14 protein-coding genes and 1 pseudogene are annotated in these 13,108 nt (G+C 38.4%); 6 read left to right on the top strand and 9 right to left on the bottom strand.

Going from position 1 to position 13,108, the window contains the following annotated elements:
• Positions 1-204 precede the first annotated feature (204 nt).
• The gene (locus tag ABE099_RS11425) at positions 205-798 is read right to left on the bottom strand and encodes a DedA family protein (RefSeq protein ID WP_430030415.1); all 594 of its coding nucleotides are present in this window, start codon (positions 796-798) and stop codon (positions 205-207) included.
• Positions 799-1,092: 294 nt separating this feature from the next.
• Between ABE099_RS11425 and ABE099_RS11420 the strand changes: the two are divergent.
• The 5 genes and pseudogenes from ABE099_RS11420 to ABE099_RS11400 form a co-directional block, all read left to right on the top strand.
• Positions 1,093-1,198 (top strand): annotated as a pseudogene (locus ABE099_RS11420) (IS200/IS605 family transposase); the annotation flags it as partial.
• 105 nt (positions 1,199-1,303) lie between these two features.
• Positions 1,304-2,056 carry a MurR/RpiR family transcriptional regulator gene (locus ABE099_RS11415; RefSeq protein WP_430030413.1) on the top strand — a complete coding sequence of 251 codons (753 nt, stop codon included), beginning with the start codon at positions 1,304-1,306 and terminating at the stop codon, positions 2,054-2,056.
• 197 nt (positions 2,057-2,253) lie between these two features.
• Entirely contained in the window at positions 2,254-3,642 is a 1,389-nt protein-coding gene (locus tag ABE099_RS11410) for a PTS transporter subunit EIIC (RefSeq protein WP_430030411.1), read from the top strand.
• 32 nt (positions 3,643-3,674) lie between these two features.
• Positions 3,675-5,120: a glycoside hydrolase family 1 protein gene (locus tag ABE099_RS11405; RefSeq protein ID WP_430030409.1), complete on the top strand. Its 1,446-nt coding sequence runs from the start codon at positions 3,675-3,677 to the stop codon at positions 5,118-5,120.
• Positions 5,121-5,188: 68 nt separating this feature from the next.
• Positions 5,189-5,692, top strand: a complete 504-nt coding sequence (locus ABE099_RS11400) for a PTS sugar transporter subunit IIA (protein ID WP_430030407.1) — start codon at positions 5,189-5,191, stop codon at positions 5,690-5,692.
• Positions 5,693-5,779: 87 nt separating this feature from the next.
• On the opposite strand, the gene ABE099_RS11395 is transcribed toward ABE099_RS11400, so the two are convergent.
• Positions 5,780-6,430 (bottom strand): cysteine hydrolase family protein, encoded by a 651-nt coding sequence (locus ABE099_RS11395; RefSeq protein ID WP_430030404.1) that lies wholly within the window; start codon positions 6,428-6,430, stop codon positions 5,780-5,782.
• Positions 6,431-6,546: 116 nt separating this feature from the next.
• On the opposite strand from ABE099_RS11395, the gene ABE099_RS11390 reads away from it, so the two are divergent.
• On the top strand, positions 6,547-7,170 hold the full coding sequence (locus tag ABE099_RS11390) for an NAD(P)-dependent oxidoreductase (RefSeq protein WP_430030402.1): 624 nt from the start codon (positions 6,547-6,549) through the stop codon (positions 7,168-7,170).
• A gap of 98 nt (positions 7,171-7,268) precedes the next feature.
• On the opposite strand, the gene mnhG is transcribed toward ABE099_RS11390, so the two are convergent.
• Genes mnhG through ABE099_RS11355 form a run of 7 tightly spaced genes read right to left on the bottom strand, consistent with a single transcriptional unit; the run spans position 7,269 to position 13,094 of the window.
• On the bottom strand, positions 7,269-7,721 hold the full coding sequence (mnhG, locus tag ABE099_RS11385) for a monovalent cation/H(+) antiporter subunit G (RefSeq protein WP_430030400.1): 453 nt from the start codon (positions 7,719-7,721) through the stop codon (positions 7,269-7,271).
• Complete coding sequence (locus tag ABE099_RS11380) at positions 7,696-7,974, bottom strand: Na(+)/H(+) antiporter subunit F1 (protein ID WP_342453933.1); 279 nt, start codon at positions 7,972-7,974, stop codon at positions 7,696-7,698. Before ABE099_RS11380 ends, mnhG begins: the two co-directional genes overlap by 26 nt.
• Positions 7,974-8,453 (bottom strand): Na+/H+ antiporter subunit E, encoded by a 480-nt coding sequence (locus ABE099_RS11375; RefSeq protein WP_430030398.1) that lies wholly within the window; start codon positions 8,451-8,453, stop codon positions 7,974-7,976. The genes ABE099_RS11380 and ABE099_RS11375 overlap by 1 nt, the downstream gene beginning before the upstream one ends.
• 12 nt (positions 8,454-8,465) lie before the next feature.
• A complete protein-coding gene (locus ABE099_RS11370) occupies positions 8,466-9,941 on the bottom strand; it encodes a Na+/H+ antiporter subunit D (RefSeq protein ID WP_430030395.1) in 1,476 nt (491 codons plus the stop codon).
• Positions 9,934-10,272 carry a Na(+)/H(+) antiporter subunit C gene (locus ABE099_RS11365; protein WP_430030393.1) on the bottom strand — a complete coding sequence of 113 codons (339 nt, stop codon included), beginning with the start codon at positions 10,270-10,272 and terminating at the stop codon, positions 9,934-9,936. Before ABE099_RS11365 ends, ABE099_RS11370 begins: the two co-directional genes overlap by 8 nt.
• Before the next feature lies 1 nt (position 10,273).
• A complete protein-coding gene (locus ABE099_RS11360) occupies positions 10,274-10,696 on the bottom strand; it encodes a Na(+)/H(+) antiporter subunit B (protein WP_210088527.1) in 423 nt (140 codons plus the stop codon).
• Positions 10,683-13,094, bottom strand: a complete 2,412-nt coding sequence (locus ABE099_RS11355; protein WP_430030390.1) for a Na+/H+ antiporter subunit A — start codon at positions 13,092-13,094, stop codon at positions 10,683-10,685. The genes ABE099_RS11360 and ABE099_RS11355 overlap by 14 nt, the downstream gene beginning before the upstream one ends.
• Positions 13,095-13,108 lie beyond the last annotated feature (14 nt).

Raw genomic sequence — 13,108 nt, 5'->3', positions numbered from 1 at the left:
TACTTGACAGGGAGCACTTCATGTCGACCTTAGAGTGGGTCACTTCTTTTTTCGATCGATGTATGTTAAAAGTGCAATAATAAATGCAGCAAACATAATAACATCTGAAAAAGAGAAGCTCATACGGTACACCTCCTTTCTGGAGGAGACCGCACCCACTCAAGGTGTGTTGTACAAGTTAAATTATACCATAGGAGTCTACGCTTAAGCAGGCTTCCTCTTCATTTGTTTTACAATCACATACAAACCAAAGGCAACAACAAATACGGTTGCAGCAGGCATGATATATGGTTTAATGAGTTCGTCTACATTTTCCCATTGATGACCTAAACTAAACCCTAGGTACACATACAATGCTGTGATTGGTAACATTGCAAAAAAGGTGTACAAGCTAAATTTAAATACATTCATTTTAGCAATCCCACATGGAATAGAAATTAGTGTTCTCACCCCAGGGACAAAACGTCCATAGAAAGCAACGCCATTTCCGTATTTCTGAAAGAACTTATCGGAAGATTCCAAGTGATGAGGACGAATGAAGAAGTATTTACCATACTTTTCAATAAAAGGTCTACCCCCATATCGACCTAGTGCATACAACGTTAATGGTCCAAATGTTCCCCCTATTGTTCCAGCTAAAATGGTTAGATACAAGTTTAAATCTCCGAGATGCACCCAATATCCAGCAAGTGGGAGAACGATTTCAGCAGGCACAAATTCAAAGGATAACGCGAGCACGATCCCTGCATATGATAAATCCTTAAAAAAAAGTATGAAATCCATAATCCATTCCGTCATAGAGCCCTCCAAGCAATAATAAATATAGTCGTTAAGATTATGAGAGAATTGTTACCTCTCGAACAATAGATTAACAATGACCAGTGAACTTGTCAAAATTGTTGGTTTTGACAAACGAAAAAGTGAAGACTTTTCGTAAAACAAATCATGAAATTATATTTTTAAATGTGGTTTCAGTCTAACTGAGACCATTTTTTTTAGGAGAGCTTATCGCGATACATCAAAAAAATTCCCCCCGATGTTACAATAAATTTGGTTCGCCAACCGAATTTATAGACAACAAGAAGAATACAGATGCCATCTGATGTGAGCAGTTTAGCACATACCAAAATAAAATTGTAAGTACCACATTATGTTTGCACCAAAGTATAGCCGGCAAGTGATCTACGGGAAGTTTAGAATGTTTAGAATTAATTTCTAGTGAATGAAGATGTATAATATGGAGAACATAAAAGTGAACTGAAATGAGAGTGATTAAATGGACTATATTAATCATTGGGGATTATTGAACTCCTTAATTAGCATCATCAATGAAGATTCAGATAGTGAAACAAATGTGATGCTTGCCAAGTACCTTTTGCAAAATTACAACCGTTTACATGAACTCAATATTTATGATATTGCAGACGAATGCTTTGTCAGTCGTGCAACTGTCAGGCGGTTGTCCCAAAATTTAGGATATAGTAATTTCAAGGATTTAAAGAAGCTATTTGATCCGGTTAAGTATAACTTTTATCGTTTCGGAATTCATGAAGCTAATGAAGAACATTCATTGGCAAAGCAGTTATTCGAAATGGCGTTAGATTGTGATAGACGTCTCACTTCAGAATTTTTAGAACGTACAATCACAAAAATTAAACATAGTAATCAAGTTATTTTCCTAACCTCAGATGTTTATAGTAACCAATGTAGTGAATTTCAAAAGGGCATGATTTTATCAGGGAAAATAGTAAGAGTCATTTCAAATAAGTTTAGAGATAATTCGGTTCTAAAAAGCCTAGATAAAGACGATATGCTCATTGTTTTATCCGTCGGTGGATTATTTGCTGGTGTATCATTGGATATGGTCACTACCCTAAATGCCCATAAGATTCTAATTACGACCAATCATAAGGAGATTTACAGGGAAAGCTATGATGAAGTATGGTATTTAAGCAGTGAGGATCAATCTCAACATCGAAGCGCATATACGGTTTTTGGTATCCAATATTTTCTTGAAAGCATATATGCGGCTTATATAAGAAAGTACGGGAAATAACTAATAGCATTGAAGATACTGTAAAAAAACATTAAATTGAATAGCAGTTGAGCTTTTATGATAGCCTGGGGGACAGATTATGCCCCCAGTTTTTTTATTTAATTAAATATAATTAACTTACAGTATGTTTCATGTAAATGAATTAAAGCTAGTTGCATATAGAGACATACTAAAATGCATTTGGAGGGGTGAGGTTTTTGGGCTCTAATAAAACGATGATCAAGGATATTCTTGATGCTGCCGGAGGGACTTCAAATATTAAAAGTGTAGCACATTGTGCAACTAGGCTTCGTCTGACAGTAAACGATCCAGCAAAAACAAAAGATGAACAGACGATCAAAAAAATCAATGGAGTTCTTGGCATGGTCATGCGTGATGACGAGTATCAGATCATCATTGGCCCAGGAGTAGAAGCTGTTTACTTAGATTTTTTAAAGCTGGGTGATTTCCAGACTGCATCTGTCGATGTGGAAGATCAAGTTGCTCCACAAAAGAAAAAAAGAGGAGTTAAATCTGCTTTATTGAAAGCGGGTGACTTTATCTCCGCTTCCTTTGTACCTGTATTACCGATTATTGTGGCAGGTGGTTTAATTAGTGCCATTCTTGTTGTTTGTACTACCTTTTTTGGAATGAATTCTAAATCCGGTACTTATATTGTACTCAATGCGATTTATAATGCAGCCTTCATTTTTTTACCTATATATGTAGGATATAATACTGCGAAGAAGCTAAATGTGACTCCAATGTTGGGTTCTTTGTTAGGTGGAGTGTTTGTAACTAATAGTATCAGTGGGGTGAAGGGGCTTGATTTCCTAGGGATTCCAATCACACCTGTGGACTATGGTAGCTCAGTTTTGCCAGTCGTGTTTGGTGTACTCTTTATGTCTGCAATATACCGTCCTCTGGAGAAACATATTCCTAAATCAATTAAATTTTTTGTTGTACCTACTATAACGATGATTATCACAGTTCCAGTTGCTTTAATAGCTATTGGTCCAATTGCAACTTGGCTTGGTAGCTACATTGCATTAGGTATGGCATGGCTTCATATCCATCTTGGATGGTTTTCGGTTGGGGTTTTTGGTGGACTTGCACCATTAGTGATTTTTAGTGGAACTGGTTCTGCTTTTTATCCTGCAATCTTTCTCTCTTTTGCAGAGAATGGATATGAGGGTTTTATGATGACGGGTCTTTTAGCTGGTAACCTTGCTGTTGCAGGTGCTGCTATTGCGACTAGTCTTCTATTAAAGAACAAAGAGTCAAAATCTGTGGCAGTGTCTACAGGTATTACAGCCGCATTTGGGATTACAGAGCCTGCCATATTTGGAGTGTTAACTAAATTTAAACGTCCATTTATCGGTGCAATTATCGGTGGTGCTATTGGTGGATTATTTGCAGGAGTTATGCAGGTTGTCGAGTACAGCTTTTCATCACCTGGTATAGCTAGTATAATCGCCTTTATTAATCCTGATGGCACTTTATTCAATTTCTTTATGGCGGTAATTACTATGGTTATAGCATTTGTAAGCGCATTTATTGCGACTCGGATGCTTGGGTTAGAAGAGGATACACTCATTGAAAAATAAAAATTAATTTTATAAGGAAAGGAATTATTGTAATGACTAACAATTTTCCAAAAGGCTTCCTGTTTGGGGGAGCAACAGCAGCAAACCAACTTGAAGGAGCTTATGACCAAGGAAACAAAGGCCTCTCTAGCTCAGATATGGTTCGTTTTATTCCATTGGAGCAGGCCAATAAGGAAACCTCTTTTACATTTGATGTTACACAACAACAAATAGATGAAATACTAGCTGATCCTGGAAAATTTAACCTTCCTAAACGTAGAGGCATCGATTTTTATCACCACTATAAAGAGGATATCGCTCTTTTTGCTGAAATGGGATTTAGTGTATTTCGGATGTCCATTTCTTGGCCGCGTATTTTTCCAACAGGTGAAGAAAGTGAACCAAATGAAGAGGGCTTGAAATTTTATGATGATGTATTTGATGAGTTGGCTAAACATAACATTACGCCATTAGTAACGATTTCTCACTATGATTATCCGCTACATTTAGTGCAAAAATACAATGGTTTTGAAAGTCGGGAAATGATTGATTGCTTTGTGAAGTATGCAAAGACATTATTTAATCGCTATCACAAAAAAGTGAAATATTGGCTTACGTTTAATGAAATTAACATGGTCATGGACAGCCCTTATACGTGTAGTGGAGCAATTCCTGAAAATTCAAGTCGAAATGAAATGGATTTACGATTCCAATGCACTCACAATCAATTTGTGGCATCTGCTTTAGCAGTTCAGGCAGCACATGAAATCGATCCAAGCTTGAAAGTAGGTTGCATGGTTTGTCGCTTGGAATATTACCCAGAAACATGTGAGCCAGCCCATCAATGGCGCGCTTTACAAGAAGGGCAACTTAACAATTTCTTTGGTGATGTTCATGTGTTTGGAGAATATCCATTTTATATGGAGCGTTATTTTAAAGAAAATAATGTTCAGATTGATATGCAGCCTGGTGATCTTGAAATTTTGAAAAATGGTCGAGTCGATTTTGTATCTTTTAGTTATTACATGTCTTATGTCGCTCGCGCAAATTCTGGTGACCTTGGCCACCTTAACAGTAAAATTAAAAATCCGTACTTAAAATTGACAAAGAGTGGATGGCAAATTGATCCTCAGGGATTCAGAATTGCACTAAATAATTTGTATGATCGTTATCATCTTCCATTGTTGATTGCTGAAAACGGCTTTTCAGACTATGAAAGCCTTGATGAAAACGGGCAAATTCAAGATGATGATAGAATTCAGTTCTTAAAAGAACACTTGGAACAATTAGAAGAAGCTATTTTAGACGGAGTAGAGGTTTTTGGATATTGCTGGTGGGGGCCGATTGATATTATTTCTTCTAGTACCTCTGAAATGAATAAACGATATGGTTTTATTTATGTTGATCAAGATAACGAAGGAAATGGCAGCTTAAAGCGTTACAAAAAGAAGAGCTTTTATTGGTATCAACAATTTATTAAAGAGCATACTAGTAAATAAATCATTTAATCCTTTGAAATCTCCAGTCTATTGATATATTTAAGCTCATAATAAAGGAACTGATAACCATGTTTAAAAATTTATTTTCCAAAAATAAAGAAGTATCAAAAACAATTGAATTAAAAGCATATGCAACAGGAAAATTAGTAGGAATTGAAGAGGTACCAGACCCCGTTTTTGCAGAAAAGATGATGGGGGAAGGGATTGCTATAATACCTAGTGAAGGCAAGATATATTCACCTGTTGATGGCGAAGTGGTACGCGTATTTCCTAAAAAACATGCTGTAATTGTAAGAGCTGGTAATGGAGCTGAAATTTTAATTCATATTGGGCTTGAAACTGTATCAATGAAGGGTGAAGGATTTACTACACATGTTACCGAAGGAAAAAAAGTTAAAGCAGGCGACTTAATGGTAACGGTTGATTTAGAGCTAGTGAAGAAAAAGGCAAAGGATATCATAACCCCTCTTGTTATTACGAACGGTGATGTAGTAGAAAGTGTAGAAAAACCGATCTTAAAGGGAGAAGTCACTGCAAAACAAGAAATTGTTTTAACCGTAACAGCAAAATAAATGCAATAAGCTAAGTGATTATAGTTAATAATATGTTGATATAAATGTCGCCTTCCTTAACTGGTTGGCGACATTTATTTTAGATGCCTAAAGGTGTAACTTATTTAATTTACTTATAATTTCATTTGATTCTATAATAGATACCCCGATGTTTTTCATTTCTTCGATACCCTTTTCATAAAGGCCAGATATTGCATCTTCTGTCATCACTACCTTCAAATCTCGTTCACTCGCTTCATACATACTTGTTCGAGGGCAATTTGGAAAGTTACAACCAGCAAAAATTAAAGTATCAATACCTTTTTGACTCAAGAATTTCTCTAAATCTGTTTGATAGAAGGCTCCCCATCTTGGTTTATACATAGCCCAGTCATATTCTCCTAGTTGCTGAAACTCACCATTTAGAAGTAGTTGTCCCTGAAGAGGGGGACACTGTTCAGGTTTAATCTCGTTCACGAGCTCCGCACCGTCTGTATCTGGACTAACGAAATGGAATCCATTTTCTATGATTTCTCGACGACAAAGATCTGCATTGGTTCCATCCGTTTTATACAAACGAATAACGTGAATGATTGGACGTTTCGCTGCACGAAATGCTTCCACAAGCTGCTTCATTTTTGGTAAAATTTTAGCAGTTCCTGGTACTTCAGCCTTCGAACCGACTAGAGAGTTATCATTTTGAGTATCAATTGTAATTAATGCACTACGCATCCAATTGGGTTCAGTATATCGTGACATTAAAACCCTCCTTTCGATTAACCTAAGGTTTTAAATATATTATACCTGATCAACATAGTGTAAACTATACATTATGACTAATGTTAGAGAACAATTCTGAGTCAGGAGGTTATCACTTGAATATATTAATCTTAGGTGGAACAGGACGAGTAGGAAGTAAAGTTGTTGCCTACGCGCTTGATGAGGGTCACCATGTGACGGTGTTAGTTCGTACGCCAGACAAGCTTGAATTAAATTATGATGACAACTTGAACATCATTCAAGGCAATGTTTTGAATCAAAATGATATTATGGCCGCGATGCGTGGTATTGACGTGGTTATTAGTGCGCTAAATACGGATGGATCAACTACACTAACGGATAGTATGCCTTTAATCATAAACGCAATGAAGCAAGAAGGTATCAGGCGAATTATAACAGTAGGAACCGCAGGTATCCTTCAAAGTAGAACATCTCCAAATCTATTGCGTTATCAATCAAGCGAGTCAAAGCGTAAATCTACCCGTGCAGCAGAAGAACATCATCAAGCTTACGAAATGTTGAGAGCGTCAAAACTGGATTGGACAATTGTATGTCCAACGTATTTGCCGGATGAGGAATGTATTGGTGAATACCGCGTAGAGATTGATTATTTACCAGAGGGTGGAACTAAAATATCGGTGTCGGATACAGCACAATTTGTATACAGTCTAATAAATAATAGTGAATTCATTAATTTTCGTGTAGGTATAGCATATTAGTACCACTTGTTAATAAAAAAATGAGCCTTAGTTGATCCTAAGACTCGTTTCATTTTTATCATTAAGCTACGCCAACCTCTAAAAGTAACCTCTAACATTTAAGATTCTGAAGTATGAAGCGATGCTTCCTTATCTATTATTGAGATCGAAGACGCATCATGTTTAACTACATTTTTCTCCACAGTACCTTTATCATCTTTGTTCATCCCATAATACTGTTTCAATTCATCTTCTACTGCGCCAACCATCGGCACGTCGTTGCGGTAAGCTGAACGACATAGGACATGTGCAGCGACTGGAGCAGTCAAAAAGACGAAGAAAATACCTAAAATAAGACGAACGCTGAAAATGCCATCAGAAATGAGAAAATAAAGTAAGGTTCCTGCCAATGCACACAACACACCTAGGGTAGAGCTTTTAGATGCCGCATGTGATCGAGTATAGACGTCAGGTAAACGGATGCCACCAATCGCACTGATTAAGCTAAAGATGGCTCCAACTAAAATGAGAATTGCACCAACTGCTTCACCGCTTCCGCTCAATGACAACACCCCTTTCGATAAACCTTGCAAAGGCAATTGTCCCGATAAATGACAGAATTCCGATTAGTAATATAAGGTCAAAGAAAGCTTGGGTATGAAATAATACAGAATAGGCAGCGATGCTGGCAATTAAATTGATGCCGATGGAGTCGAGGGCTTGCACGCGATCCGCACCAGAAGGCCCCTTCACCACCCTGTACATGTTCGCAAGGATGGAGAGCATCAATATACCTAAAGCGATACGTAATATAGTTTCAAATATCATTTTCGCGTCACATCCTTAATCGCTTTTTCAAATACAGAGATTGACTTAATGACAGAGTCCTTAGACTCAGGCAAATTTAGACCATGAATATAAAGGATCTTAGAATCGGGAGTAAGCTCCATCACAACTGAGCCCGGTGTCAAACAAATTAGCAAGGAGAGTAATGTTACCTCTAAGCTTCCCTCTAAATCAGTTTCAGCCTTGAAAATTCCAGGTGTGACATCAACCTTAGGCCTTAGCACATGCTTCATCACCATCATGGAAGAGGTAATTAACTCATGAATGAAAATGATGAATAGCTTACCAATTGCAGCGAGCGTAAATATATAAAAGCGATCCTTAAAAAATCGGCGAGTACATAATAAAATGAACAAACCTACAAAATAACCGCTAATAAAATTCAAAATGCTGACATCATCTTGTAAAAACATCCACAAGCAAGCGATAAATATATTAAGAAGTACTTGAACGGGCATAGTATCCCTCCTTTACTTAAACACTGCGTTAATGTATAGACTAGGATTAAGCAACTCATTGGCAGCTTGAGCGACATGATCTGCAATTCCTTCAGCACCAAGGCCTAAAGCTAGACTTACACAGGTTAAGAAGATAATGGGGAACAATAAGCCTTTAGCATTTCCCTTTAACTCATCTTCATTTAGCATTTTATCGCCCCAGAACGCATTCATAAACAGCTTAATCATCGAATAGAGGATGCCTAAGCTGGCGACTAAGCCAATCGCGCCAAGCCAGAAATAACCAGATTCAAAAGCACCACGTGTTATAAATACTTTACCCAAAAAACCACTGAGTGGTGGAATGCCAACCATGGACAAAGCTGCAATTAAAAACATCCAGCCAAGCATCGGCTTTAGACGAATTAAACCACCAATCTCCTTCAAGCGACTAGTGCCTGTGAGATGAATAATTGTTCCACCAATTAGAAATACAAGAGCCTTGATTACCATATCGTGAAGTAAATAATAGATGGAACCCATCGTACCATTTGTCGTAAAGGCTACAAAACCTACCATGATAAATCCAACACTAATAACCACGTTGTAGGTGAGGATGTTCCTTAGATCCCAATAGCCGATCGCCCCAATTGCCCCAAAAATCATCGTGGCTGCCGCTAAAATGCCGATAATCAGATGCGTAATTTGTGGTTCATGATAAAAAATGAGTGTAAACATACGAAAAATCGCATAGATCCCTACTTTGGTTAATAAGGCTGCAAAAACAGCGGAAACCGCAGTAGGAGGTACACTATAGGAGCCAGGTAACCAGAAGAAGAGCAGTAGCCCCGCTTTTAGTGCAAACACAATCAGGAATAAAAGTGCCACTGTCGTAATTAACCCATCCTGACCCACCTCTGCGATACGTAGTGATAGATGTGCCAGATTTAATGTACCTGTGATGGAATATAGATAAGCTACACCCATCAGGAAAAAGGCGGATGAGATAATGTTTGTAAAAATATATTTTAGTGACTCTCGAAGCTGCTTTTGGCTACCACCTAAAGTGATCATAATATAGGAAGCAACTAAAAATACTTCAAAAAATACGTATAAGTTAAATAAGTCCCCTGTTAAGAATGAGCCATTAACACCGGTAATTAAAAACAAAAACAGTGGATAAAAATAAAGCTTTTCTTGCCGTCGTTCCGTCGAGGAAAAGGCATAAAGTAAACAACCGATTGCAACTACAGAGGTAGCAAGTAGAAGCAAGGCGCTAAACATATCAGCAACAAAGGTAATCCCAAATGGCGCTTCCCAGCCGCCAAGCTGTAACGCTTGAATCCCGCTGTTACTCACGCGACTGACTAGCATTACAGCTACGACAGTAGTTAAGCATAAAGCGATCAGACTAAGCGTGCGTTGAAGATAAATATTTTTTTGAAAAATGATAAGGGCCATTCCCGCTAATAAAGGGATAACGACCGGAGCAATTAACAAATTATTCATACTCATTTCCCCTTAACTGTTCCATGTCATCACTCCCAAAGCTTTGATAAGCTCGATAACCTAGAACTAATACTAATGCGGTGACCGCAAAGTTGATCACGATCGCCGTCAAAATTAAGGCTTGTGGGATCGCATCAGTAAATTGCTGTGTTTTCTCACTCAGCAAGGGAGCTGCACCTGTCTTGAGACCACCAGAGGTAATGAGCAACAAGTTAACAGCATGGCTGATGAGAGAAGCTCCGAGTACGATTCGTAGCAGCCGTCTGGATAAAATCAAATAGGTTCCGATCGATACAAGTACGCCAACCAACAAAATAATTAGAGTCTCCATATCAGCGGTCCTCACTTATACTCAAAATAATATTTACTGCAGTACCGATTACCGCTAAAGCAACCCCAGTGTCAAACACCATAGCTGACGCAAGCTCTGTATCTCCGAAAATCGGTAAGTTTACATGCCCAAACGTTTGGGTTAGAAACGGTTGACCATAGACGATACTTACAAGACCTGTACCTACGGCGATAAATACGCCAACAGCAGCAAGTTTTTTGAAGTCGACAGGAATATTCTCCCGAACTTTCTCAATCCCAAAGGACAAGTAAAGGAGTACAATTGCTGCCGCAGTACTAAGTCCACCGATGAAGCCACCACCTGGCTGATGGTGACCGCTCATAAACAAATAGATGGAAAAGGTGAAAATAATAAATACAGCTACACGGGTTACCGTTTGTAAAATAACATTATTCGGTTTCATCCTGTTTCCTCCTTTTAGAGCGTTGATGGATTAGTACATATACACCCAATCCCGCAATAGTTAGAACGGAGATTTCAAGCATCGTATCAAATCCACGGAAATCAACTAAAATTGCATTGACGATATTTTTAGCGCCAGCCAGCTCATAAGCCCTTTCGAAGAACTCAGTAATAGGCTCAAACAATTTGTGACCATTCGCAGACAGAGCTAGCAAGGTGACGGTTAGGCCAACAGAAATTGAAATGATGAGATTACTCAGCTTAAACGGTATTCGTTCAATATCCTTTTTGAGCTTCGGCAAATGATAGAAGCAGAGTAGGAAAAGCACGGTAGTTACTGTCTCTACAACCATTTGGGTTAAGGCTAAATCAGGTGCTCTGAAGATAACGAAAAACATCGAAACCATATAACCAACTGCCCCTAGAGCGACAATGGCTACAACACGGTGATTCGTAAGTAAGACCGTTAAGGCTGCTATCACCATCACTAGCACAAGTCCAGCATCAAATAATGAAATGCTTGCATCGTTAGAAAAATCAAATTTAAGTCCGTAGTTCAATAGAAGTGAGCCTAATAGCAACATGACAAAGAAAGAAAAAATATAGCTTAAATAATGTCTTAATGAACCTGTCATGTAACGGTTAGTTAGCGAAGCAGCTCTCTTTTCCATACTTGGTAGTGATTTATTAAATAGATGATTTAGAGTTAGCGTTTGTGGATAATTACGGAAAAGCCGAATCCAACGTTTCGCTGTTCTAAATAGTAGGAAGCCAAGCACAACCACGCCAATCGTCATCAGCAATTCAGCATTTACACCATGCCATGCACTGATTTTTAGATCAGTTGAAGAGATTGGCATCATTGGCAATACTGAGGTCAAAGCAGGAATTAAAATGTACTTTCCAAGCACATTTGGGAAAAAGAAGGTTAACACGACAAACAAGCACAGCACGATGGGTGCAAATAACATGCCAAATGAAGCCTCATGTACTTTACGCGTTAACTTTTCAGGGTGAAATTTCCCACCAAACGTTTTGAATACAAAAATCATACAGTATACAAACGTAAATACGCTGGCGATCCAAGCGATGACAGGGAATATTACACCTAAACGGTCTAGACCAAATGCGCTAACATGCGTTAGCTCTGTCATTGCGGCAAAAAACATTTCTTTACTTAAAAAACCGTTAAATGGTGGTAATCCAGCCATTGAAAAGGCACCAACCATCGCAATGGTAAATGTCACTGGCAATACCTGCATTAGCCCACTTAAATAACGAATATCACGCTTTCCTGTCTCATGATCAATAATTCCTACTACCATAAACAAGCTTCCTTTAAAGGTAGAATGATTAAATAGATGGAACAAGGCAGCGAAGGTCGCTACAGTAAAGAGACTACCGTTTTCGCCAGGTCCAAAATACACGGCAAGTGAACCTACGCCAAGCAAACTCATAATTAAGCCCAATTGGCTAATCGTTGAGTAAGCAAGCAATGCCTTTAAATCAGTCATACGTAATGCAGATAATGAACCGTATAAAAGTGTAATGATACCTACACCAGTGACGAGCCAAAACCATACAGAGCTGCCCCCAAAGATAGGGGTTGTGCGTGCAACTAAATAAATCCCCGCCTTCACCATCGTCGCAGAGTGCAGGTAGGCACTCACTGGAGTTGGTGCTTCCATCGCATCAGGTAACCAGATGCCAAACGGAAATTGTGCAGATTTCGTAAAAGCTCCCAGCAGGATACACAGCATAGCAGGAATAAATAAAGCATGACTCTGAATCACGTCCACTTGGGCAATGATTTCCCGAATGCTGTAAGTATCAGCCATCATAATTAGCATAATAAATCCGGCAAGCATCCCGAATCCGCCAATTACGGTAATGAGCATGGCTTTTAAGGCACCCTGACGCGAGCTCTTACGCTCATACCAATACGCAATTAATAAGAAAGAGGACACACTCGTTAACTCCCAGAATCCATATAAAACTAGAAGGTGATCAGAGAATACGAGTCCAAGCATTGCTCCCATAAATAGAAGCAAATAGACATAAAACTGATGAAGTGCCTCACGGGTTTTAGACATATAAAAAATAGAGTAAATAATGACAAGTACTCCGACACCTGAAATGAGTAAGCCAAACAGTAAGCTTAATCCATCCACATAAGTAACGATATTAATGCCAAGGGTTGGAATCCAGGATAAAGTATATTGGTACGTTTCACCCGCCGCTATTGAAGGTATATATTGAAGTAAATAGATCAATATGAATAAGGGGGCGAGTAATACGAACCACCCTGTATGTACAAGGCGATTGAGATATTTATACAAAAATGGTACAAGTATGGCGCTTAAAAATGGAAGGAAAATGAAAATATAAAATATAGCCAAGCGACCTCCTCCTT

Origin of the sequence: Paenibacillus turicensis, assembly GCF_050461185.1 — a bacterium.
GTDB lineage: Bacteria > Bacillota > Bacilli > Paenibacillales > Paenibacillaceae > Fontibacillus > Fontibacillus turicensis_A.
The sequence above is the reverse complement of the archived record's forward strand: the minus strand, read 5'-3'. Positions and strand labels throughout refer to the sequence as shown.

Bases quoted from the DNA above. Each gene is read 5' to 3' on its own strand.
- ABE099_RS11405 (WP_430030409.1), top strand. From the start codon at position 3,675: ATGACTAACAATTTTCCAAAAGGCTTCCTGTTTGGGGGAGCAACAGCA.
- ABE099_RS11370 (WP_430030395.1), bottom strand. From the start codon at position 9,941: ATGAATAATTTGTTAATTGCTCCGGTCGTTATCCCTTTATTAGCGGGA.
- ABE099_RS11360 (WP_210088527.1), bottom strand. From the start codon at position 10,696: ATGAAACCGAATAATGTTATTTTACAAACGGTAACCCGTGTAGCTGTA.
- ABE099_RS11400 (WP_430030407.1), top strand. From the start codon at position 5,189: ATGTTTAAAAATTTATTTTCCAAAAATAAAGAAGTATCAAAAACAATT.
- ABE099_RS11365 (WP_430030393.1), bottom strand. From the start codon at position 10,272: ATGGAGACTCTAATTATTTTGTTGGTTGGCGTACTTGTATCGATCGGA.
- ABE099_RS11375 (WP_430030398.1), bottom strand. From the start codon at position 8,453: ATGCCCGTTCAAGTACTTCTTAATATATTTATCGCTTGCTTGTGGATG.
- ABE099_RS11425 (WP_430030415.1), bottom strand. From the start codon at position 798: ATGACGGAATGGATTATGGATTTCATACTTTTTTTTAAGGATTTATCA.
- ABE099_RS11395 (WP_430030404.1), bottom strand. From the start codon at position 6,430: ATGTCACGATATACTGAACCCAATTGGATGCGTAGTGCATTAATTACA.